Below are 21,578 nucleotides of genomic sequence, written 5' to 3' on the forward strand. Positions count from 1 at the left end.
AAGCCGCTGATCACTCAGCGGCTCTGGTCTGAACCCGGGTTACTGGGCGCCCTGCTTGGCGATCAGGGCTGCCAGTGCTTCATATTCCTCCGGCAGCAGGTCGGTCAGCGGTGTGCGCACAGGACCGGCGTCATAGCCGACGATCTTCGCGCCGGCCTTGACGATGCTGACAGCGTAGCCCGGTTTGCGATTGCGGATGTCCAGGTACGGCAGGAAGAACTCGTCGATAACCTTGGCCACGTGGACATGATCTTCGCGGGAAATCGCCGCGTAGAACTCCATCGCGGTTTTCGGGATGAAGTTGAACACCGCCGACGAATACACCGGCACACCCAAAGCCTTGTAGGCCGCTGCATAGACTTCTGCAGTCGGCAGGCCGCCGAGGTAGCTGAAACGGTCACCGAGGCGACGACGGATCGACACCATCAACTCGATATCGCCCAGGCCATCCTTGTAGCCGATCAGGTTCGGGCAGCGCTCGGCCAGTTGCTCCAGCAAGGGGGCGGTCAGGCGGCAGACGTTGCGGTTGTAGACCACGACGCCGATCTTGACCGATTTGCAGACGGCCTCGACATGGGCAGCCACGCCATCCTGGCTGGCTTCGGTCAGGTAATGCGGCAACAGCAGCAGGCCCTTGGCGCCCAGGCGCTCGGCTTCCTGGGCGTACTCGATGGCCTGGCGGGTCGAACCGCCCACACCGGCCAGGATCGGCACGCCACCCTCGCAGGTATCGACCGCGGTTTTCACCACGTCGGCGTATTCGCTGGCAGCCAGGGAAAAGAATTCACCGGTACCACCGGCGGCGAACAGTGCCGAGGCACCGTAAGGGCCCAGCCACTCCAGGCGCTTGATATAGCCGGCACGGTTGAAGTTGCCCTGTGCGTCGAAATCAGTGACCGGAAACGACAACATCCCGGAAGAGAGGATGGACTTCAGTTCTTGTGGATTCATTATTCGAACACCCTGCAGACACGTTTTTTGATGGGGAAAGGATGGATCAGCACGCCAGCCTTGGCTGATGTCGTACGTCATCGTACAACCAAAAAAATAAAGGTCAACAGCAATTCCATCGAAAACGGCCGACGGGGTTCAAAAGACTACGATATACGGGTGTCTAGCTCAGCCGCTACGGGGAACAGCGGCACGCAGGCGCAGCCTGGCTGAGAGGCTGCACAATGGGCGGAGGGAAGGAACGCAGCGCAGTCATCAGATGACCACGCTTAGGGCGGGGATCAGGTGCGCTGTGCTTCTTCGTGGGCCTGGCGCAGGCGCTCACGGCTATTGGTCAGGTGCAGGCGCATGGCCGCCCGGGCCGCATCGGAATCCTGGCGGGCAATGGCTTCATAGATTTCCTCATGCTCGCGCCCCAGGCGATTCATGTAGTGCGCCTGGTCATCGCGAGCCAACCGCGCGGAGTTGAGCCGGGTCCGCGGAATAATGCTGGTGCCCAGGTGCGTCATGATATCGGTGAAGTAGCGATTGCCGGTGGACATGGCGATCTGCAGGTGGAACTGGAAATCGGACGCGACCGCATCGCTGTCATGGGCCACGCTGTCATTGAGCGCATCGAGGGCCGCGCGCATCGCCGCCAACTGCTCGGCACTGCGCCGCTGGGCAGCCAGGCCGGCGGATTCGACTTCCAGGCTGATGCGCAGCTCCAGCACCGCCAGCACATCGCGCAGGGTGACGACGGTCGCAGGATCGATCCGAAAGCCGCTGGGGCTTGGCGTATCCAGCACAAAGGTGCCAATGCCATGGCGGGTCTCGACCTGCCCGGCCGCCTGCAAGCGCGAAATGGCTTCGCGCACCACCGTACGGCTGACGCCATGGGCCTGCATGATGGCCGACTCGGTGGGCAGTTTATCGCCCCGCTTGAGCTGGCCATCGCGAATCTGTTCGGTCAGAACCGTAACCAGTTCCTCGGCAAGACTGCGGCGCTTGCGCGGAGCGCGGGGGGCGGCGATGGGCGTTTCCATACTGAAGATCGATCTCGACAAACGGTTGAGCGCACATCATAGCTCAAGCTGGTTGTACGATCACTGTTGACTAATAAGTCATCTGTTCGACCAGCCGCCCGTCCTCTATCCGCACCTGCCGTGGATGGAAACGCCGCAGGCTGCTGCGGTGCCCGACACTGAGCACGCTCACCCCCGGCAACTGGTCGATCAGCGCCTGATAGAGCGTCGCCTCGTCCTCTTCGTCCATGGCCGAGGTCGCTTCGTCCAGATAGATCCAGAGCGGCGCGTAAAGCAGCGCGCGGGCAAAGGCCAGGCGTTGCTGCTCGCCCGGCGACAAGAGGCGCTGCCAGTGATCGCTTTCGTCCAGGCGCGCCACCAGATGCCCCAGGCGGCAGGTTTGCAGCACCTGTGCATAACGTTCCGGCGGGTAAGTGTCGCCGGCCTGGGGATAACTCAACGCCTCGCGCAGGCTGCCTATCGGCAGATAGGGTTTCTGCGGCAGGAACAGCGCCCGCTCGCTTGGCAGGCGAATGGTGCCATGCCCCCTTGGCCAGAGACCGCCCATGGCCCGCAGCAAGGTACTCTTGCCGCTGCCGGAGCGACCGCTGAGCATCACCCGTTCACCCGCGCCCACCTGCAAGGAGGCCGCATTGAGCAGGTGGCGACCATCGGCCAGGTCCAGGCCCAAATCCTGCACCTGCAGGTCTGTGCCCTGGGCCTGGACCGCAATGGCAGCCGGCCGCGCCTCGTTGTCGCTCATGGCCTGGCGGAAACTCAACAGCCGGTCACAGGTGGCGCGCCAGCCGGCGAGCGTGACATACGCATCGATAAACCAGCTGAAGTTCTCCTGCACATTGCCGAAGGCCGAATTGATCTGCATCAGCTCGCCCAGTTGGATCTGCCCGGAAAAATAGCGCGGCGCGGCCACGACAAAGGGAAAGATAATCGCGATCTGGGCATAGCCCGTGGTGAAGAATTTCAGGCGCTTCTGCACCTGCATGATCTGCCAGAAATTGCTCCAGACCTTGGCGAAACGCGCACTCAGGCGCTGCTGCTCATTGGGCTCGCCGTTGTACAGGGCAATGCTCTCGGCATTCTCGCGCACGCGGATCATGGCGAACCGCAGATCGGCCTCGAAGCGTTGCTGCTGGTTGCTCAAGCCGATCAACCGGCGACCGATCAAGTGGGTCAGCCCGCTACCGATCCCGGCATACACCAGGGCACACCAGAACATATACCCGGGGAGGGTAATACCCCATAGCTCCAGGCTGCCGGACACGCTCCACAGAATGATCGAGAACGACACCAGGCTGACCAGTGTACTGATCAGGCCCAGTCCCAGGGACAAGGTATCGCTGGTGAAGCTGTTCAGGTCTTCACTCAGGCGCTGGTCCGGGTTGTCGGTATAGCCGCCCTGCTCCAACTGGTAGTAATTCTTGTGCCCCAGCCAGCGGGCAAAGTGCACTTCGGTCAGCCAGCGCCGCCAGCCGATGGTCAGCATCTGGGTCAGATAGAGACGGTAGACCGCCGCCAGGATCCCCACTGCCGCAATCAGGCAGAAATACAGCATCAAGTGGGTGAAGGCGCCCAGATCCTTGTTTTGCAGGGCGTTATAGAAGTCTCGGTACCAACTGTTGAACCAGACCGAGATGCCGACATTGAACAGCGATAGCGCGATCACGGCGATCAGCAGGACCCAGGCCCTGGTCTTCTCTTCGCTGCGCCAATAGGGCATGACCAGTTGCCGGACGCGCGTCCAGAAGTGCCCGGGCACCGTGTCGTTGACCGCGGAGTATTCGGCATTCGTCGGCATGGTTCGGGCTCGGCAAGGGGGAGGACAGTACTGAGTCGATCATAGTCGATCGTCCCAGGCCGGCCAGCCCCTGCCGCCCGCTTGTTCAGGCTCGGTTCAGCGGCGCACCGGACGCTTCTGCAATTTGCGCTGCAGGGTCCGCCGATGCATGCCCAGGGCCCGGGCCGTGGCGGAGATATTGCCTTCGTGCTCGGTCAGGACGCGCTGGATATGTTCCCACTGCAAACGGTCGACCGACATCGGGTTTTCAGGCACCAGGGTGTCCAGGTCGGCATGTTCGGAAAGCAGCGCCGCCAGCACATCGTCGGCATCCGCCGGCTTGCACAGGTAATTGCAGGCGCCGCGCTTGATCGCCTCGACCGCCGTGGCGATGCTCGAATACCCGGTGAGGATCACCACGCGCATTTCCGGATCGAGTTCGAGCAGCTTGGGCAGCAGCACCAAACCCGAGTCGCCGTCCATTTTCAGGTCCAGCGCGGCGTAGTCGGGCAAGTCCTGCTGGGCCAGGGTCAGGCCCTCTTCGGCGGAGCTGGCCGTGCTGACGCGAAAACCGCGGCGGCTCATGGCCCGGGCCATGACCCGGGTAAAGGTCGCGTCATCGTCCACCAGCAGTAAATGCGGCAGCTCTTCGCCTTCGACTTGGATCTCGTCACTCATCTTCGTTTCCTCGGGCGACACGGGGCAGGCGCAGCTCGGTCAGCGTGCCACCTTCCTCATGACTATAGAGTTTCACTGAGCCGCCGGCGCGGGTCACGCTGGCCTTGCTCAAAAACAGGCCCAGGCCGAAGCCTTTGCCCTTGGTGGTAAAAAACGGTTTGCCGATCTGCTCGGCAATCGCCAACGGTACACCGGGGCCGTGGTCGCGAATGCTGATGGTGAGGTATTCCTCATCCCAGTCCAGCCGCACTTCCAGCCCCAGAGGACAGGCATCGGCGGCATTGTTGAGCAGATTGAGCAAGGCCTGGGTCAGGTCCGGTGGTGGCGCCAGCCGCGGCACCGGGCCCTGGCCCAGGCGCTGAAAGCGATAACTGACCTCCGGGCGCATCAGGTGCCAGCGGTTCAGCGCCTCGTCGAGCCAGGCAGTGACATCCTGCATCTCCACCGCCAACCGACGGTTGGCCTCGGCGGCGCGCACCAGTTGCTGCAAGGACTCCTTGCACAGCTTGACCTGGTCCTGCAGCACGCTCAGGTCGTCCTGCAACGCAGGGTCAGGGTGGTCCTGGCGCATTTCCTTGAGCAGCACGCTCATGGTCGCCAGCGGCGTGCCCAACTCATGGGCGGCGCCGGCGGCCTGGGTCGCCACGGCCAGCAGTTGTTCATCGCGCAGGCCTTCCTCGCGCCGAATCGCCCGCAACTCTTCCTGGCGCCTTAGCTCCTCGGCCATGCGCGCGGCAAAAAAAGTGATCACCGCCGCCGCCAGGGCAAAGCTCAGCCACATCCCGTAGATCTGCATCTTCTCCCGAGCGATGGGATAGGTATCCAGCGGGTAGAACTGCGCCAGCAGCAAGGTATAGAGGGTCAGGGCGATCCCGGACAGAATCACCGAATAACGCCACGGCAGCGTGACCGCCGCAATGGTCAGCGGCACCAGGTAATAGGACACGAAGGGGTTGGTCGAACCACCGGAGAAATACAGCAGCGCGCTGTGGATAAACAGGTCGCACGCCAGCTGGACGGCGTACTCAAGCTCGGTGACCGGCCAGGAAGTCCGCAGGCGTACCGCAGTGAACGCACAAAGCAGGCCGGAGAACCCCAGGGTCACGGCCAGTTGCAGCCAGGGCAGCGGCAACAGGTCGAACAGGTAGGCGATCCCCACCGAACCGGCCTGGGCAGCCAGCACCAGGGTGCGGATAAAAGTCAGGCGCCAGAGGTTCTGACGCGTGGCGGAAAGCAGTTGAACGGGGGCGAGCATGAGCTCTCCTGATGAGCGCTGCAGGCGGATCGCCGGGAGTATAACCAAGCGATGCCCGGCACAGGCAAAACTGCGGCAAACAGCCACAGGTATTTTCCGCATTCGCCCACTTGCGCGATTGCCCATCTCGAGGGCTGTCCGCCAGGCGGGGCGACCACGGCACACAGATGTATTGAAGTTGTAATTGGGTGAACCCGACAACAGGCGCTAAAGTCTGATGGGTTCACGCAGGGTTGCCTGCGTATCGTCTTCAAGGAGCTTACATGCACATGTTTACCCGCAGCGCCGCCCTTCTCGTCCTGGGCAGTTCGACCCTGGCCAGCCTGCCGGCCCTGGCCGAGGACCTCCATTACAACCAGATCTCCCTGCGGGCCGAAGCCAGCCAGGAAGTCGCCCGCGACCTGATGATCGTCACCCTCTACACCGAATCCCAGAACACCGACCCGGGCAAGCTCGCGGCCGAAATCACCACCACCATGAACAAGGCCCTGGGCCAGGCACGCCAGGTCAAGGCCGTGACCCTGCGCCAGGGGAGCCGCAACAGCTACCCGATCTATGATGACAAGAACCAGAAGATCACCGGCTGGCGCGAGCGCGCCGAACTGCGCCTGGAAAGCGCCGACTTCGCCGTGCTGTCCAAGCTGACCGGCGAGTTGATGACTGACCTGAAGATGGCCGGCATGGATTTCGCGATCGCCACGCCCACCCGCAAGGCCAGTGAAGATGCCCTGCTCAAGGATGCCGTCGCCGCCTTCAAGGCCCGCGCGCAACTGGCCACCGAAGCCCTTGGCGGCAAGGGCTACAAGATCGTCAACCTGAACCTCAACAGCAATGGTTATCCACAGCCCTACGCCCGTGGCGCCATGATGATGAAGGCCGCCGCCATGGATTCAGCGCCTGCGCCTGAGGTCGAAGCCGGCACCAGCGAAGTCAGCCTGAGTGCCGACGGGGTGATTGAAGTCCTGATGCCGTAACCCCCGTGTCGCAAGCGGCATCCTGTGCCGGGCCAGCCCCAGACCTGCATGCCGCCTCGCCTCTCAACCCCTTTGCCGCCCCTTGCAACAAACAATGATTATCTCGGGGCAGATGGCATACGCTAATCTTACCTCGGCACAATGCCAGTACCGATATCCCGTCCCCGGGATTGGCGAGCGGGCTTGCACAGTCGTGCACACCTTCCAAATGACATAAAGATCATGAGGCCATCATGTTTAAACACGCCGTCATTCCGCTTCTCGTTGGCGCCAGCCTGCTGAGCAGCGCACCACTCGCTCACGCGGCGACCAACCTGGTGTTCTGCTCCGAAGGGAGTCCGGCCGGCTTCGACCCCAGCCAATACACCACCGGAACCGATTTCGATGCCTCGGCGGAAACCGTTTTCAACCGCCTTAGCCAGTTCGAACGGGGCGGCACGGCGGTTGTCCCGGGCCTGGCAACCCAATGGGAAACGTCCGCGGATGGCCTGAGCTACACCTTTCACCTGCGCGAGGGCGTGAAGTTCCACACCACGGCGTACTTCAAGCCCACCCGTGATTTCAACGCCGATGACGTGCTGTTCACCTTCAATCGCATGCTCGACCGCGAGATGCCATTTCGCAAAGCCGCGCCCACTGAGTTCCCGTATTTCACCGACATGGGCATGGACACCAATATCGCCAAGGTCGAGAAACTCGACGAGCACACCGTCAGGTTCGTGCTCAACAACATCGATGCCGCCTTTATCCAGAACATGGCCATGAGCTTCGCCTCGATCCAGTCCGCCGAATACGCCGACCAGTTGCTCAAGGCCGGCAAGCCCGCAGACCTCAACCGGAAGCCGATCGGCACTGGCCCGTTCATCTTCAAGAGCTACCAGAAAGACTCGAATATCCGCTACACCGGCAACAAACAGTACTGGAAACCCGAGGATGTCAGGATCGACAACCTGATCTTCGCCATCACCACCGATCCCTCGGTACGGATCCAGAAACTCAAGCGAAACGAGTGCCAGATCACCGTGTTTCCGCGCCCCGCCGACCTCAAGGCGCTGAGCGAGGACCCCAACCTGAAAATCCCGAGCCAGGCCGGGTTCAACCTGGGTTACATCGCCTATAACGTGATGGACAAGATCAAGGGCAGCGACCAGCCCAACCCGCTGGTGGCGCTCAAGGTGCGCCAGGCCCTGGATATGTCGATCAACAAACAGCAGATCATCGACTCGGTCTACCAGGGGGCCGGACAACTGGCCGTCAACGTCATGCCACCGACCCAATGGTCCTATGACACCACCATCAAGGACCCCGCCTACGACCCGGACAAAGCCAAGGCACTGCTGCAGGACGCCGGCCTCAAGCCCGGTACCGAAATCGCCCTGTGGGCCATGCCGGTACAGCGCCCCTACAACCCCAACGCTCGATTGATGGCCGAAATGCTCCAGGCGGACTGGGCCAGGATCGGCATCAAGGCCAATATCGTCAGCTACGAATGGGGCGAGTACATGAAGCGCGCCAAGGCCGGTGAGAACCAGGCCATGATCATTGGCTGGAATGGTGACAATGGCGACCCGGACAACTGGCTGGGCACCCTGTTCAGCTGCGAAGCGGTCAACGGCAACAACTACTCCAAGTGGTGCGACCCGGCTTTCGACAAGCTGATCACGGCCGCCAAGGCCACCACCGATCAGGCCAAGCGCACCGAGCTGTACAAGCAGGCCCAACATATCGTCAAAGACCAGGTGGTCGTCACGCCGATTGCTCACTCCACGGTCTACCAACCCATGCGCAACAGCGTGCAGGACTTCAAGATCAGTCCCTTTGCCCTGAACGCGTTCTACGGCGTGGGCGTCAGTCAGTGATCCCGGTGGGCGGCGCCCCTGGGTGCCGCCCATTTTCGGCGGATCTCGCAACGACGCCTTGTGTATTCCTGCAGAACTCTTTGGCTGAACCGGCGACAATGGCACCCCAGGCAACCGGCCAGGCACGCTCTACAGTGGCGCTGCCATTGGCAGCAACCATGACGCCATTGGGCGGCCACGACGACGACCGCCTGATCAAACAGGCCAAGCGCATTACCGGCCGCGAAGCGACTGAACCGCAGGAACGGACCGGGCTCTAAAACAGGCCCAGGTGCTTGTCCACCGGAAGCAGCCCTGGACAGCCTGGCCCCTTACCAAGCTGTTCACCGCGATACGCAACACCATGGAGGGCTCGCGAATCAGCCCCCAGCCACACCCAACTTCACCACGACACGAGTGAAGTCGAACAGAAACGCCCGCCCTGGCCAGTTGCCAGGACGGGACGCCTAGCCGGCCGATGAGGAACCCCCGTACATGCTGAGTTTCATTGCCCGCCGACTGGGGCTGCTGATCCCGACCTTTTTCGGCATCACCTTGCTGACGTTCGCCCTGATCCGCATGATTCCCGGCGATCCGGTCGAAGTCATGATGGGCGAGCGCCGGCTCGACCCCGAAATGCATGCCCAGGCCATGGAGCGCCTGGGGCTGAACAAGCCGCTCTACGCCCAGTATTTCGTCTACATCGGCCAGCTGGCCCATGGCGATTTGGGAGAATCGCTGCGGACCCGAGAAAGTGTCTGGCACGAATTCACCACGTTGTTCCCCGCAACCTTGGAACTGGCCCTGGCGGCCTTGTTCCTCGCCGCGACGCTGGGCATCCTCGCCGGGGTCATCGCCGCCCTCAAGCGCGGCTCGCTGTTCGACCACGGGGTGATGGGGATCTCCCTGGCGGGCTACTCGATGCCGATCTTCTGGTGGGGCCTGATCCTGATCATGTTCTTCTCGGTGACGCTGGGCTGGACCCCGGTCTCGGGGCAAAACGACCTGCTCTACGATGTCGAGCGCACGACCGGCTTCATGCTGATCGACACCTGGCTCAGCGACGAGCCCGGCGCCCTGCTCGACTACCTGCATCACCTGATCCTGCCGGCGATTGTGCTGGGCACCATACCGCTGGCAGTGATCGCACGAATGACCCGCTCCTCCATGCTCGAAGTGCTGCGCGAGGACTATGTGCGCACCGCCCGGGCCAAAGGTTTATCGCCGGCGCGGGTGGTGTTTGTCCACGGCCTGCGCAATGCCCTGATTCCGGTCCTGACCGTGGTCGGCCTGCAGGTCGGCACACTGCTTGGCGGCGCGGTACTGACCGAGACCATCTTTTCCTGGCCGGGCATTGGCAAGTGGCTGATCGAAGCCATTGGCGCGCGCGATTACCCCGTGGTGCAGAACGGTATCCTGCTGATCGCCTGCCTGGTGATACTGGTCAATTTCATGGTGGATATCCTCTACGGGCTCGCCAACCCACGTATCCGCCACCAGCGTTGAGAGCCTGCCCATGAGTACGCCAACCTCCCCGACCGTGGTCGATCAAAGCCTGCTGTATCCCTCGCCCTACAAGGAGTTCTGGCAGGCCTTTGCCCGCAACAAGGGGGCCGTCGCGGGCCTGCTGTTCATGAGCCTGATTGTGTTCTGCGCGCTGTTTGCCCCCTGGATCGCTCCCCATGACCCGAGCGAACAGTATCGCGACTTCCTGCTGACCCCGCCCGCCTGGCTCGAAGGTGGCCAGTGGCGCTTTGTGCTGGGCACCGATGAACTGGGCCGCGACCTGCTATCGCGGCTGATCCAGGGCTCACGCCTGTCAATGTTGATCGGCCTGGCCTCGGTGGTGATGTCAATGCTGCCGGGCATCCTGCTCGGCCTGCTCGCCGGCTTCTTTCCCCGCCTGCTGGGGCCCGCCGTGATGCGCCTGATGGATATCATGCTCGCGCTGCCTTCCCTGCTGCTGGCCGTGGCGATTGTCGCCATCCTCGGCCCGGGCCTGATCAATACGGTGATCGCCATTGCGATCGTCTCGCTGCCCGCCTATGTACGCCTCACCCGGGCCGCGGTCATGGGCGAACTGCATCGCGACTATGTCACCGCCGCCCGCCTGGCCGGGGCCAGCCTGCCGCGGCTGATGTTCATTACCGTACTGCCCAACTGTATGGCACCGCTGATCGTGCAGGCGACCCTGAGCTTTTCCTCGGCCATTCTCGACGCTGCCGCCCTGGGCTTCCTCGGCCTGGGCGTACAACCGCCGACACCGGAATGGGGCACCATGCTGGCCTCGGCCCGCGACTACATCGAGCGGGCCTGGTGGGTCGTGAGCCTGCCGGGCCTGACCATCCTGCTCAGCGTGCTGGCAATCAACCTGATGGGCGACGGGCTGCGCGATGCGCTGGACCCCAAACTCAAGAACGCCGCCTGAGGGAGTGCCCCATGCCTTTGCTTGAAATCAACAACCTCAGCGTCCGGTTTGGCGACGCCAGCGCCGTTCCCGTGGTCGACGGCCTGAGCCTGAGCGTCGAGCGCGGTGAAGTCCTGGCGATTGTCGGCGAATCGGGTTCCGGCAAGTCGGTGACCATGATGGCGCTGATGGGCTTGATTGATCCACCCGGCAAGGTTAGTGCCGACGCCCTGCGCTTCGATGGCCAGGACATGCTCAAGCTCAGCGGCCGCCAGCGCCGCAAGATTGTCGGCAAGGACCTGGCCATGGTCTTCCAGGACCCGATGACCGCACTCAACCCCAGCTACACCGTGGGTTTCCAGATTGAGGAGGTCCTGCGCCTGCACCTGAAGATGTCATCCCGGGCAGCGCGCCAGCGGGCCATCGAACTGCTGGAAAAGGTCGAAATTCCCGGCGCCGCCAGCCGCATCCATGCCTACCCCCATCAACTCTCGGGCGGGATGAGCCAGCGCGTGGCAATCGCTATGGCCATTGCCGGCGAACCCAAGCTGCTGATCGCCGACGAACCGACCACAGCCCTGGATGTCACCATCCAGGCACAAATCATGGATCTGCTGCTCAACCTGCAGAAAGAGCAGGACATGGGCCTGGTGCTGATTACCCACGACCTGGCCGTGGTGGCCGAAACCGCCCAGCGGGTCTGCGTGATGTATGCCGGGCAAGCGGTCGAGGTCGGCCAGGTGCCGGGGCTGTTCGATGCGCCTGCCCATCCGTACAGCGAAGCGTTGCTGGCGGCGATTCCGGAGCACAGCCTCGGCGCTGCGCGGCTGACCACCCTGCCCGGGATCGTCCCGGGGCGCTATGACCGGCCGCAAGGCTGTCTGCTATCACCGCGCTGCCCTTACGTACAGGAGGACTGTCGTCGACAACTACCGGCCCTGGAGGCCAGAGCCCGAAGCCTGGTCCGCTGCTTCCATCCGCTGAATCAGGAGATCGCGTCATGACTGTTGTCCTCAGCGCACGCAACCTGACCCGTCACTATGAAGTCTCCCGCGGCCTGTTCAAGGGCAACGCCCTGGTGCGCGCGCTCAATGGGGTGTCCTTCGAGTTGGAGGCCGGCAAGACCCTCGCGGTGGTCGGCGAATCTGGTTGCGGCAAGTCCACGCTGGCCCGGGCGTTGACCCTGATCGAGGCGCCCACATCGGGCTCGCTGCAGATCGCCGGCCAGGAGGTCGCCGGCGCCGACAAGGCCCAGCGCAAACAGCTGCGCAAAGATGTGCAGATGGTGTTCCAGAGCCCCTATGCCTCGCTGAATCCACGGCAGAAGATCGGCGACCAGTTGGCCGAACCCTTGCTGATCAACACACAACTGAGCGCCAGCGAACGCCGGGAGAAGGTCCAGGCGATGATGCAACAGGTCGGCCTGCGTCCCGAACACTACCAGCGCTATCCCCATATGTTTTCCGGCGGCCAGCGCCAACGTATCGCCCTGGCCCGCGCCATGATGCTGCAACCCAAGGTGCTTGTGGCGGACGAACCAACGTCGGCGCTGGACGTGTCGATCCAGGCCCAGGTCCTCAACCTGTTCATGGACCTGCAGCAGGAGTTCAACACCGCGTACGTGTTTATCTCCCACAACCTGGCGGTGGTCCGCCATGTCGCCGACCAGGTTCTGGTCATGTACCTGGGCAAACCGGTGGAAATGGGCCCGAAGGCGGCACTCTACGAACGCCCGCTGCATCCCTATACCCGGGCCCTGCTGTCGGCTACACCGACCCTGCATCCAGACCCGCTCAAACCCAAGATCAAGATTGTCGGCGAGTTGCCCAACCCGCTGGACCCTCCCAGCGGCTGTGCCTTTCACCAGCGCTGCCCCTACGCCAACGAGCGCTGTCGCCAGGAAGAACCGGCCCTGCGCCTGCTCGACTCACGCCAGGTCGCCTGCCATTACGCAGGCACTCTCTAGGCTCTAGGGGCCCGGCTGATCAGGCAAAAAAAAACCGCTGCACCCGGCAGCGGTTTTTTTCAACAGCGTGATATCAATGGTGCTCGCGCGTCCCGCGGAATTTCACATCCGGCCAGCGCTCTTCCATCAGCGCCAGGTTGACCCGGGTCGGCGCCAGGTAAGTCAGGTGACCACCGCCATCGACCGCCAGGTTTTCCACAGCCTTGACCCGGAACTCCTCAAGTTTCTTCTTATCGGCACAATCGATCCAGCGGGCCGACCACACGGTGATCGGCTCGTAGGAACACTCGACCTTGTATTCCTCTTTCAGACGGCTGGCGACCACATCGAACTGCAGCACACCGACGGCGCCCAGAATAATGTCGTTGCTGCGCTCCGGGAAGAACACCTGGGTTGCCCCCTCTTCCGCCAACTGCTGCAGGCCCTGGCGCAATTGCTTGGACTTGAGCGGGTCGCGCAGGCGCACACGACGGAACAGCTCCGGGGCGAAGTGCGGGATCCCGGTAAAACCGAGGACTTCGCCCTCGGTAAAGGTATCGCCGATCTGGATCGTGCCGTGGTTATGCAAGCCGATGATATCGCCCGCAAACGCCTCCTCCAGTTGCTCACGCTCGGAGGAGAAAAAGGTCAGGGCGTCGCCGATCCGCACATCCTTGCCGGTGCGCACGTGGCGCATTTTCATGCCCTTTTCGTACTTGCCCGAGCAAATGCGCATAAAGGCGATACGGTCGCGGTGCTTGGGGTCCATGTTCGCCTGGATCTTGAACACGAAGCCGCTGAACTTCTCCTCCACCGGCTCCACGGTACGCTCGTTGGCAACCCGGGCCAGAGGCTGTGGCGCCCAATTGACGACCGCGTCGAGCACATGGTCGACCCCGAAGTTGCCCAGGGCCGTACCAAAGAAGACCGGCGTCAGCTGACCGTCGAGGAATTCCTGTTGGTTGAACGTGTGGCAGGCGCCCTGCACCAGTTCCAGTTGGTCGACAAAGCGATCGTACTCGTCGCCCAGGTGGGCCCGGGCTTCATCGGAATCAAGCTTCTCGATGATCTTCACGTCAGTGCGTTCATGACCATGACCGGCGGTGTAGACAATGATGTAGTCATCGGCCAGGTGGTAAACGCCCTTGAAGTCGCGGTAGCAACCAATCGGCCAGGTGATGGGCGCCGCCTTGATCTTCAGGACGGCCTCGATCTCGTCGAGCAACTCGATCGGATCACGGATATCGCGGTCCAGTTTGTTAATGAAGCTGACAATCGGCGTATCGCGCAGCCGGCAGACATCCATCAGCGCAATGGTCCGTGGCTCAACACCCTTACCGCCATCGAGCACCATCAACGCCGAGTCGACGGCGGTCAGGGTCCGGTAGGTATCTTCGGAGAAGTCTTCGTGGCCCGGGGTATCGAGCAAGTTGATCATGTGATCCCGGTAAGGGAACTGCATGACCGAGGTGGTAATGGAGATACCGCGCTGCTTCTCCATCTCCATCCAGTCGGAGGTGGCATGGCGGTCGGACTTACGTGATTTCACCGTACCGGCTACCGCAATCGCCTTGCCCATCAGCAAGAGTTTCTCGGTGATGGTGGTTTTACCCGCATCCGGGTGGGAAATAATGGCGAAGGTGCGGCGTTTCGCGACTTCGGCGGCCTGTTTGGTCATGGGAAATCGCCTGGCGGTGATTCAAAAAAGGGCGGCGAGTATAGCCCAAACCGCGATTGACCGGCCACCGCCGCAATGGACTGAGATGCCGCCGTTCGTAACAAACCGCCCCTTACCGGTAAGAGCTTTGGACGATGGCTAATTGCCGTATTTCATTGAACTTTTTGCAACCACGGGGCGTCCACTCCCCTGTTACGCCTTTTTGTCCGGGGCCGAAATTCAGCTTCCGACCCGTCTGGACTGCGCTTATGGCGGGTTTACCGAGCTGCTGGCCGGCTTGACCCGCTGCTTCTCGCGTCCCTGTTTTCGGCAGCCAGGAATGGCCGTGCCACACGAAAGCAGGCTCGCCGACTGAAATAAAGGAGTCCGCCTGTGGCTATTCGCTATGGCAAAGGGCTGATAGGAGGCGCGACCGTGCTCGCGCTCCTGGCCCTGCTGATCCACTGGATCGGCATCAGCACGATCGAACGCTATCGCGACGATCTAGGGTTTTATCTGCAAGCCCATCTGTATCTGGTACTGGTTTCAATGTTCGCGGCCCTGCTGGTCGGGATCCCGGCGGGCATCCTCCTCAGCCGTCCGCAGTGGGTCGGACGCGCCGAACGCTTCATGCAGGTCTTCAATATCGGCAACACCGTCCCGCCCCTGGCCGTCCTGGCCATCGCCCTGGGCATCCTCGGCATCGGCAGCGGTCCGGCCATCTTCGCCCTCTTCCTCGCCTCCCTCCTGCCCATCGTGCGCAACACCTACGAAGGCCTGAAAAACGTACAAGGCTCGCTCAAGGAAGCTGCCATCGGCATCGGCATGACCCCACGCCAGGTGCTGTGGCGGGTCGAGCTGCCCAATGCGGTGCCGATCATGGTCGGCGGCGTGCGCGTGGCCCTGGCCATCAATGTCGGGACCGCGCCACTGGCCTTCCTGATCGGCGCCAACAGTCTGGGCAGCCTGATTTTCCCCGGCATTGCCCTGAACAATCAGCCGCAACTGCTCCTGGGGGCTGCGAGCACCGCCCTGCTCGCACTGCTCCTGGACGGCCTGGTGACATTGGCCAGCCGCTTGTGGCTGGAACGCGGCCTGCGACCTGCCTGAGGTCGACCGAGTAAAGGAATTCTGATGAAAACGACAAGCTTGTTTCTGGGCTGCGTCCTGCTGTTCGCGGGAATCGCCCAGGCCGCCGAAAAACCACTGATCCGCATCGGCGCGCGGGTCTTTACCGAGCAGACCCTGCTCGCGGAAATCACCGCGCAATACCTGCGCACCAAAGGCTACAACCCGCGCGTCACCGGTGGCCTGGGCAGCAACCTGGCCCGCAGCGCCCAGGAATCCGGGCAACTGGACCTGATCTGGGAATACACCGGGGTCTCGCTGGTGGCCTACAACCATGTCGATGAAAAGCTCGACAGCGAACAATCCTATGCCCGGGTCAAGGAACTGGACGCCAAGAAGGGCCTGATCTGGCTCGCCCCCTCGAAATTCAGCAATACCTATGCCCTGGCGCTACCGCAGAAAGTGGCCGAGGCCTACCCGCAGATCAACAGCATCAGCGAACTGGACCGCGTGCTCAAGGCCGAATCCGCCGAGGATCATCTGGTGGCCCTGGATACCGAGTTCGCCAACCGCTCCGACGGCCTGCAAGGCATGGTCGAGTTGTACGGCATGAACCTGACCCGCCGCACGCTCCGGCAGATGGACGCCGGGCTGGTCTACACGGCCCTGCGCAATGGCCAGGTCTTCGCCGGCCTGGTGTACACCACGGACGGGCGCCTGAGTGCCTTCAATCTGAAGCTGCTTGAAGACGACCGCCACTACTTCCCGGACTACACCGCCGCGCCGGTGGTGCGTCAGGCCTATCTCGACGCCCACCCGCAACTGGCCGCCGAGCTCAAGCCGCTGGCCGCCCTGTTCGACGATGAAACCATGCGCCAGCTCAATGCCCGGGTCGACGTTGACCATGAAAGCCCGGCGGCGGTGGCCGCGGACTTCCTGCGCCAGCACCCACTGAACTGAAAGAGGGAAAAACATGGTATTTCTCGACACGTTTTCCCACCTCGACTGGGCACAGGTCCTGCAACTGACCGGGCAGCACATCACCCTGGTGGGCATTGCCGTCACCCTGGCCATTGCCATCGGCGTGCCCCTGGGCATCCTGATGACCCGCTTCCCGAGCCTGGCCGGCCCGCTACAGGCCAGCGCCACGGTGCTGCTGACCATCCCGTCCATCGCGCTGTTCGGCCTGCTGCTGCCGTTCTACTCGACCTTCGGCCAGGGCCTCGGCCCGCTGCCGGCAATCACGGCGGTGTTTCTCTATTCCCTGCTGCCCATCATGCGTAACACCTACCTGGCCCTGACCGGTGTCGAGCCGGGCATCCGCGAGGCGGCCCGGGGCATCGGCATGACCTTTGGCCAGCGCCTGCGCATGGTCGAACTGCCCATTGCGGTCCCCGTGATCCTCGCCGGGGTCCGCACCGCCGTCGTAATGAACATCGGCGTGATGACCATTGCCGCGACCATCGGGGCCGGTGGCCTCGGGGTCCTGATCCTCGCCTCAATCAGCCGCAGCGATATGTCGATGCTGATTGTCGGCGCCTTGCTGGTCAGCCTCCTGGCCATCTTCGCCGACCTGCTCTTGCAATGGCTGCAACGCACCCTGACTCCAAAAGGACTGCTGAAATGATCGAACTTCAAGACCTGACCAAAGTATTCAAACAGAGCAACGGCAAGGAAGTGCGCGCCGTCGATTCGGTGAGCCTGACCGTCAATGAAGGGGAAATCTGCGTCTTTCTCGGGCCCTCGGGCTGCGGCAAAAGCACCACGCTGAAAATGATCAACCGCTTGATCATGCCCACCAGCGGCAAGATCCTGATCAACGGCGAAGACACCAGCAATCTCGATGCGGTGACCCTGCGCCGCGGTATCGGCTACGTGATCCAGCAGATCGGCCTGTTCCCGAACATGACCATCGAGGAAAACATCACCGTGGTGCCGCGACTGCTCGGCTGGGACCCGCAAAAATGCCATGAACGGGCCCGCGAGTTGATGAGCATGATCAAGCTCGAACCCAAGCAATACCTGAGCCGCTACCCGCGCGAACTGTCCGGTGGCCAGCAGCAACGTATCGGGGTGATCCGTGCCCTGGCCGCCGATGCGCCGCTGCTGTTGATGGACGAACCCTTTGGCGCGGTCGACCCGATCAACCGCGAGATGATCCAGAACGAGTTCTTCGAGATGCAGCGCGCGCTGAAGAAGACCGTGATCATGGTCAGCCACGATATCGACGAAGCCATCAAGCTGGGCGACAAGATCGCGATTTTCCGTGGCGGGCAGCTGATCCAGGTCGACCATCCGGACACCCTGCTGGCGCATCCGGCCGACGACTTCGTCAGCAATTTCGTCGGCCAGGACAGCACCCTCAAGCGCCTGTTGCTGGTCAAGGCCGAGGATGCGGCGGACAACGCGCCCTCGGTCAGCCCCGACACCCCGGTGGCCGAAGCCCTGGAACTGATGGACGAGCACGATCGCCGCTATGTGGTCGTAACCTGCGCCGACAACCAGGCCCTGGGTTATGTGCGCCGCCGCGACCTGCATCGCCAGACCGGCACCTGCGCCCAGTACCTGCGCGAGTTCAATGCCACGGCGGCCTATGACGAGCACCTGCGCATCCTGCTGTCGCGCATGTACGAGTTCAATCGCGCCTGGCTGCCGGTACTGGACGCCGACCGGGTCTTCCTCGGGGAAGTGACCCAGGAGTCGATTGCTGCCTACCTGAGCTCCGGGCGTTCGCGCGGGGCCAAGACCAGCATCGTCTCACCGGCCGAAACCGCCGCCTGACCGGGTCTTCAACCGTCCTGTAGGGGCGTTCCTGCGGCCTGCGCAACCGTACGCGGGCCGGTTCGTGCCTACAGGACCATTCAGCGGATTCACCCATCCAGGGGAACCTCATTCTGTCATCCGGATCAGTTACATAAATGGCTGATCGAGGGCACGCGACGGACGCGTGCAAAAACGCGACATTTTTTGTTGATCTCAAGCCCTTCAAGTCCTAAAGTTCGCGCCGAACGTCCATGCTGGAAACGATCCATCCGGCTCAAGTACTGACGACGAGACAGCAAGGCCAAGGGAAATCTCGATTCCAGTGGCCTTTTTGCTTTCGGCGACATGCCTTGGGAAGTAGGCGAACCAAAGTGGGGATACGGAGGACGTTCAGCAGGAGGTGCCATCCATGGCCCATCCTCTCACCCATTTATTTTTTTCCGTTTGCCAGTAGGAGCTTCCTCAGCATGTCGATTCAGGTCGAAGACTATTTCGCGCGCGAAACCTTTCAGAAAATGAAGGCCTTCGCCGACAAGCAAGAAACCCCGTTCGTGGTGATCGACACCGCGATGATCTCCCAGGCCTACGATGACCTGCGTGCCGGTTTTGAGTTCGCCAAGGTCTACTACGCCGTCAAGGCCAACCCGGCGGTCGAGATCATCGACCTGCTGCGCGACAAGGGTTCAAACTTCGATATCGCCTCCATCTACGAGCTGGACAAGGTCCTGGCCCAGGGCGTGAGCGCGGATCGCATCAGCTACGGCAACACCATCAAGAAATCCAAGGACATCCGCTACTTCTACGAGAAGGGCGTGCGCCTGTACTCCACCGACTCCGAAGCCGACCTGCGCAACATCGCCAAGGCTGCGCCGGGCTCAAAGGTCTACGTGCGGATCCTCACCGAAGGCTCGACCACGGCCGACTGGCCCCTGTCGCGCAAGTTCGGCTGCCAGACCGACATGGCCATGGACCTGCTGATCCTCGCCCGCGACCTGGGCCTGGTGCCTTATGGCGTGTCCTTCCACGTTGGCTCGCAACAGCGCGATATCAGCGTCTGGGACGCAGCCATCGCCAAGGTCAAGGTGATCTTCGAGCGCCTGAAGGAAGAAGACGGCATCGTGCTCAAGCTGATCAACATGGGTGGCGGCTTCCCGGCCAACTACATCACCCGGACCAACAGCCTGGAGACCTACGCCGAGGAAATCATCCGTTTCCTCAAGGAAGACTTCGGTGACGACCTGCCGGAAATCATCCTGGAACCGGGCCGTTCGTTGATCGCCAACGCCGGCATCCTGGTGAGCGAAGTGGTGCTGGTCGCGCGTAAGTCGCGTACCGCCGTCGAGCGCTGGGTCTACACCGATGTGGGTAAGTTCTCCGGCCTGATCGAAACCATGGACGAAGCCATCAAGTTCCCGATCTGGACCGAGAAGAAAGGCGAGATGGAAGAAGTCGTGATCGCCGGTCCGACCTGCGACAGCGCCGACATCATGTACGAAAACTACAAATACGGCCTGCCGCTGAACCTGGCCATCGGTGACCGCCTGTACTGGCTGTCGACCGGCGCCTACACCACCAGCTACAGCGCTGTGGAATTCAACGGCTTCCCGCCCCTGAAGTCCTTCTACCTGTAAACCCGTCGCGCCGTAACGCAAAAGCCCATGACCGGTCATGGGCTTTTTTATGTCCGCCAGGCCTAGGCCACCAGGTCGTGCAGCGCCTGACGGTCGCTCTCCTCACCCAGCTCGGCGGCACGCTGGTGATAGGCCAGGGCCAGCGCCCGAATGCGCGGTTCGCGCGCCTGCAGCAGCGCCTGGCGGCTGACCCGCAGGAAATTCAGGTTGCCACCCGCCAGTGCCCGTTCCAGCCAGACCAGCGCCGCATCGATCTGGCCCTGCTCGGCCAACAGCGCCGCATGGCTGAACTGCCCGCGAAAATCGCCACCTTCGGCCGAGCGCCGATACCACAGGGCGGCAGCGTCACGATCCACCGTACAGCAACGCCCCTCCTCCAGATAACGCCCCAGCAGGTTCATCGACTTGGCATGGCCCAGTTCGGCTGCGCGCTGATAGCACGCCAGCGCCTGCGCATGGTCCTGAACCACGCCACGGCCGGTCGCCAGTAGATTGGCGTAGTTATAGAGCGCCCAATCCAGGCCGGCCTCGGCAGCCTGTCGGTACTGCCGCGCGGCAGCCACGGCATTGGCCTCGCAGCCCCAGCCGTGCTCAAGGCAGCGCCCGAGCATATTGCGCGCCATCACATGCCCGCCCTGGGCGGCAATCTCGAACCAACGCAGCGCCAGCGCCGGGTCGCGCGCAATACCCTGGCCATCGAGCAGAATCTGCCCAAGCAGGGCCTGGGCATCGATCACGCCGGCGCGTGCGCCGGCAAGAATGGCCCGGGCAGCCTGGGCCGGGTCGGCCTGGAGCATGGCCTTGAGCCGCTCGCCATCGAGGATCTCCTCGCGGCGTAAACGAAAGTCCATCGTCAGACCTCGACCCAGCGACGCAGCAGGTTGTGATAATTACCGGTCAGTTGGATCAGTGCCGGGTGGTCCGGCACATCGCGGGTCAGGCTCTGGATGGCGCCGTCCATTTCAAACAGCAGGGTGCGCTGGCTGTCTTCGCGTACCAGGCTCTGGGTCCAGAAAAACGAAGCCAGCCGGGCGCCACGGGTCACTGGATTAACCTTGTGCAGGCTGGTCCCCGGGTACAGGACCAGATCCCCCGCTGGCAGTTTGACCTCACGGCTGCCATAGGTGTCCTGGATCACCAGCTCACCCCCGTCGTAGTCATCCGGATCACTGAAAAACAGCGTCGACGACAGGTCGGTACGAATCCGCTCGGGATTGCCCTTGGGCTGGCGCACCGCATTGTCGATATGAAAATCGAAATTGCCGCCCTCGGTGTAGCAGTTGAACAACGGCGGGAAGACCTTATGCGGCAGGGCCGCCGACATGAACAGCGGGTTGCGCCATAGCCGCTCGATCATCGCGGCGCCGATTTCCAGCGCCAGCGGATGCCCTTCCGGCAATTGCAGATTGTGCTTGGCCTTGGCCGACTGATAGCCCGCCGTGATCTTGCCATCAGCCCAATCCGCCTGTTCCAGGGCTTCGCGAATACGCTGCACTTCCTCACGGGAGAACAGGCCAGGTATATGCAGCAACATGGTGCGCCACCTCGAAAACCTTAAGTGGGCGCAATGGTATTGATTCTTATTGTCCCTGTACAACCGGCAGGACGAATG

At 62.4% G+C, this 21,578-nt stretch carries 20 protein-coding genes; 12 read left to right on the forward strand and 8 right to left on the reverse strand.

The window, feature by feature from the left end; translation table 11 throughout:
• Positions 1–39: 39 nt before the first annotated feature.
• The 5 genes from kdgD to NPS46_RS04965 all read right to left on the reverse strand — a co-directional run bounded on the left by kdgD (position 40) and on the right by NPS46_RS04965 (position 5,683).
• Positions 40–951, reverse strand: coding sequence for a 5-dehydro-4-deoxyglucarate dehydratase (gene kdgD, locus NPS46_RS04945; protein ID WP_274105291.1), 912 nt, complete (start codon positions 949–951; stop codon positions 40–42).
• 281 nt (positions 952–1,232) lie between these two features.
• Positions 1,233–1,976: a FadR/GntR family transcriptional regulator gene (locus tag NPS46_RS04950; RefSeq protein ID WP_274105292.1), complete on the reverse strand. Its 744-nt coding sequence runs from the start codon at positions 1,974–1,976 to the stop codon at positions 1,233–1,235.
• Positions 1,977–2,046: 70 nt separating this feature from the next.
• On the reverse strand, positions 2,047–3,771 hold the full coding sequence (locus NPS46_RS04955) for an ABC transporter ATP-binding protein/permease (protein ID WP_274105293.1): 1,725 nt from the start codon (positions 3,769–3,771) through the stop codon (positions 2,047–2,049).
• Positions 3,772–3,867: 96 nt separating this feature from the next.
• Entirely contained in the window at positions 3,868–4,428 is a 561-nt protein-coding gene (locus tag NPS46_RS04960) for a response regulator transcription factor (protein ID WP_274105294.1), read from the reverse strand.
• Positions 4,421–5,683, reverse strand: a complete 1,263-nt coding sequence (locus NPS46_RS04965) for an ATP-binding protein (RefSeq protein ID WP_274105295.1) — start codon at positions 5,681–5,683, stop codon at positions 4,421–4,423. The genes NPS46_RS04960 and NPS46_RS04965 overlap by 8 nt, the downstream gene beginning before the upstream one ends.
• Positions 5,684–5,946: 263 nt before the next feature.
• Here NPS46_RS04965 and NPS46_RS04970 point away from each other — a divergent pair, with 263 nt between their 5' ends.
• From NPS46_RS04970 to NPS46_RS05000, 7 genes are all read left to right on the forward strand, one after another.
• Positions 5,947–6,657 carry an SIMPL domain-containing protein gene (locus NPS46_RS04970; RefSeq protein ID WP_274105296.1) on the forward strand — a complete coding sequence of 237 codons (711 nt, stop codon included), beginning with the start codon at positions 5,947–5,949 and terminating at the stop codon, positions 6,655–6,657.
• A gap of 233 nt (positions 6,658–6,890) precedes the next feature.
• A complete protein-coding gene (locus NPS46_RS04975) occupies positions 6,891–8,516 on the forward strand; it encodes an ABC transporter substrate-binding protein (RefSeq protein ID WP_274105297.1) in 1,626 nt (541 codons plus the stop codon).
• A 98-nt stretch (positions 8,517–8,614) separates the two neighbouring features.
• Positions 8,615–8,776: a hypothetical protein gene (locus NPS46_RS04980; RefSeq protein ID WP_274105298.1), complete on the forward strand. Its 162-nt coding sequence runs from the start codon at positions 8,615–8,617 to the stop codon at positions 8,774–8,776.
• A 214-nt stretch (positions 8,777–8,990) separates the two neighbouring features.
• Positions 8,991–10,001: an ABC transporter permease subunit gene (locus NPS46_RS04985; protein ID WP_274105299.1), complete on the forward strand. Its 1,011-nt coding sequence runs from the start codon at positions 8,991–8,993 to the stop codon at positions 9,999–10,001.
• A gap of 10 nt (positions 10,002–10,011) precedes the next feature.
• Positions 10,012–10,923, forward strand: coding sequence for an ABC transporter permease subunit (locus NPS46_RS04990; RefSeq protein ID WP_274105300.1), 912 nt, complete (start codon positions 10,012–10,014; stop codon positions 10,921–10,923).
• Positions 10,924–10,934: 11 nt separating this feature from the next.
• Positions 10,935–11,906 (forward strand): ABC transporter ATP-binding protein, encoded by a 972-nt coding sequence (locus NPS46_RS04995; protein WP_274105301.1) that lies wholly within the window; start codon positions 10,935–10,937, stop codon positions 11,904–11,906.
• Positions 11,903–12,868 carry a peptide ABC transporter ATP-binding protein gene (locus NPS46_RS05000; protein WP_274105302.1) on the forward strand — a complete coding sequence of 322 codons (966 nt, stop codon included), beginning with the start codon at positions 11,903–11,905 and terminating at the stop codon, positions 12,866–12,868. Before NPS46_RS04995 ends, NPS46_RS05000 begins: the two co-directional genes overlap by 4 nt.
• A gap of 73 nt (positions 12,869–12,941) precedes the next feature.
• Here NPS46_RS05000 and NPS46_RS05005 read toward each other — a convergent pair whose 3' ends face one another.
• Complete coding sequence (locus NPS46_RS05005) at positions 12,942–14,525, reverse strand: peptide chain release factor 3 (protein ID WP_274105303.1); 1,584 nt, start codon at positions 14,523–14,525, stop codon at positions 12,942–12,944.
• Between the two features lie 372 nt (positions 14,526–14,897).
• On the opposite strand from NPS46_RS05005, the gene NPS46_RS05010 reads away from it, so the two are divergent.
• The 5 genes from NPS46_RS05010 to NPS46_RS05030 all read left to right on the forward strand — a co-directional run bounded on the left by NPS46_RS05010 (position 14,898) and on the right by NPS46_RS05030 (position 19,966).
• Positions 14,898–15,614, forward strand: coding sequence for an ABC transporter permease (locus NPS46_RS05010; protein WP_274105304.1), 717 nt, complete (start codon positions 14,898–14,900; stop codon positions 15,612–15,614).
• A 24-nt stretch (positions 15,615–15,638) separates the two neighbouring features.
• Entirely contained in the window at positions 15,639–16,532 is an 894-nt protein-coding gene (locus NPS46_RS05015; protein WP_274105305.1) for a glycine betaine ABC transporter substrate-binding protein, read from the forward strand.
• A gap of 13 nt (positions 16,533–16,545) precedes the next feature.
• The gene (locus NPS46_RS05020; protein ID WP_274105306.1) at positions 16,546–17,199 is read left to right on the forward strand and encodes an ABC transporter permease; all 654 of its coding nucleotides are present in this window, start codon (positions 16,546–16,548) and stop codon (positions 17,197–17,199) included.
• Positions 17,196–18,353: a betaine/proline/choline family ABC transporter ATP-binding protein gene (locus NPS46_RS05025; protein ID WP_274105307.1), complete on the forward strand. Its 1,158-nt coding sequence runs from the start codon at positions 17,196–17,198 to the stop codon at positions 18,351–18,353. Before NPS46_RS05020 ends, NPS46_RS05025 begins: the two co-directional genes overlap by 4 nt.
• Before the next feature lie 449 nt (positions 18,354–18,802).
• On the forward strand, positions 18,803–19,966 hold the full coding sequence (locus tag NPS46_RS05030) for a type III PLP-dependent enzyme (protein WP_274105308.1): 1,164 nt from the start codon (positions 18,803–18,805) through the stop codon (positions 19,964–19,966).
• A 62-nt stretch (positions 19,967–20,028) separates the two neighbouring features.
• Here NPS46_RS05030 and NPS46_RS05035 read toward each other — a convergent pair whose 3' ends face one another.
• On the reverse strand, positions 20,029–20,817 hold the full coding sequence (locus NPS46_RS05035; RefSeq protein WP_274105309.1) for a tetratricopeptide repeat protein: 789 nt from the start codon (positions 20,815–20,817) through the stop codon (positions 20,029–20,031).
• Between the two features lie 2 nt (positions 20,818–20,819).
• Positions 20,820–21,500, reverse strand: coding sequence for a Fe2+-dependent dioxygenase (locus NPS46_RS05040; protein WP_274105310.1), 681 nt, complete (start codon positions 21,498–21,500; stop codon positions 20,820–20,822).
• Positions 21,501–21,578: the final 78 nt, after the last annotated feature.

The sequence above is a fragment of the Pseudomonas putida genome, assembly GCF_028682395.1.
In the GTDB taxonomy this organism is placed as follows: domain Bacteria; phylum Pseudomonadota; class Gammaproteobacteria; order Pseudomonadales; family Pseudomonadaceae; genus Aquipseudomonas; species Aquipseudomonas putida_AB.

Bases quoted from the DNA above. Each gene is read 5' to 3' on its own strand.
- NPS46_RS04970 (WP_274105296.1), top strand. From the start codon at position 5,947: ATGCACATGTTTACCCGCAGCGCCGCCCTTCTCGTCCTGGGCAGTTCG.
- NPS46_RS05015 (WP_274105305.1), top strand. From the start codon at position 15,639: ATGAAAACGACAAGCTTGTTTCTGGGCTGCGTCCTGCTGTTCGCGGGA.
- NPS46_RS05005 (WP_274105303.1), bottom strand. From the start codon at position 14,525: ATGACCAAACAGGCCGCCGAAGTCGCGAAACGCCGCACCTTCGCCATT.
- kdgD (WP_274105291.1), bottom strand. From the start codon at position 951: ATGAATCCACAAGAACTGAAGTCCATCCTCTCTTCCGGGATGTTGTCG.
- NPS46_RS04985 (WP_274105299.1), top strand. From the start codon at position 8,991: ATGCTGAGTTTCATTGCCCGCCGACTGGGGCTGCTGATCCCGACCTTT.
- NPS46_RS05035 (WP_274105309.1), bottom strand. From the start codon at position 20,817: ATGGACTTTCGTTTACGCCGCGAGGAGATCCTCGATGGCGAGCGGCTC.
- NPS46_RS05025 (WP_274105307.1), top strand. From the start codon at position 17,196: ATGATCGAACTTCAAGACCTGACCAAAGTATTCAAACAGAGCAACGGC.
- NPS46_RS04960 (WP_274105294.1), bottom strand. From the start codon at position 4,428: ATGAGTGACGAGATCCAAGTCGAAGGCGAAGAGCTGCCGCATTTACTG.
- NPS46_RS04990 (WP_274105300.1), top strand. From the start codon at position 10,012: ATGAGTACGCCAACCTCCCCGACCGTGGTCGATCAAAGCCTGCTGTAT.
- NPS46_RS04950 (WP_274105292.1), bottom strand. From the start codon at position 1,976: ATGGAAACGCCCATCGCCGCCCCCCGCGCTCCGCGCAAGCGCCGCAGT.
- NPS46_RS04980 (WP_274105298.1), top strand. From the start codon at position 8,615: ATGGCACCCCAGGCAACCGGCCAGGCACGCTCTACAGTGGCGCTGCCA.
- NPS46_RS04995 (WP_274105301.1), top strand. From the start codon at position 10,935: ATGCCTTTGCTTGAAATCAACAACCTCAGCGTCCGGTTTGGCGACGCC.
- NPS46_RS04975 (WP_274105297.1), top strand. From the start codon at position 6,891: ATGTTTAAACACGCCGTCATTCCGCTTCTCGTTGGCGCCAGCCTGCTG.
- NPS46_RS05040 (WP_274105310.1), bottom strand. From the start codon at position 21,500: ATGTTGCTGCATATACCTGGCCTGTTCTCCCGTGAGGAAGTGCAGCGT.
- NPS46_RS05000 (WP_274105302.1), top strand. From the start codon at position 11,903: ATGACTGTTGTCCTCAGCGCACGCAACCTGACCCGTCACTATGAAGTC.
- NPS46_RS05020 (WP_274105306.1), top strand. From the start codon at position 16,546: ATGGTATTTCTCGACACGTTTTCCCACCTCGACTGGGCACAGGTCCTG.
- NPS46_RS04965 (WP_274105295.1), bottom strand. From the start codon at position 5,683: ATGCTCGCCCCCGTTCAACTGCTTTCCGCCACGCGTCAGAACCTCTGG.
- NPS46_RS04955 (WP_274105293.1), bottom strand. From the start codon at position 3,771: ATGCCGACGAATGCCGAATACTCCGCGGTCAACGACACGGTGCCCGGG.
- NPS46_RS05030 (WP_274105308.1), top strand. From the start codon at position 18,803: ATGTCGATTCAGGTCGAAGACTATTTCGCGCGCGAAACCTTTCAGAAA.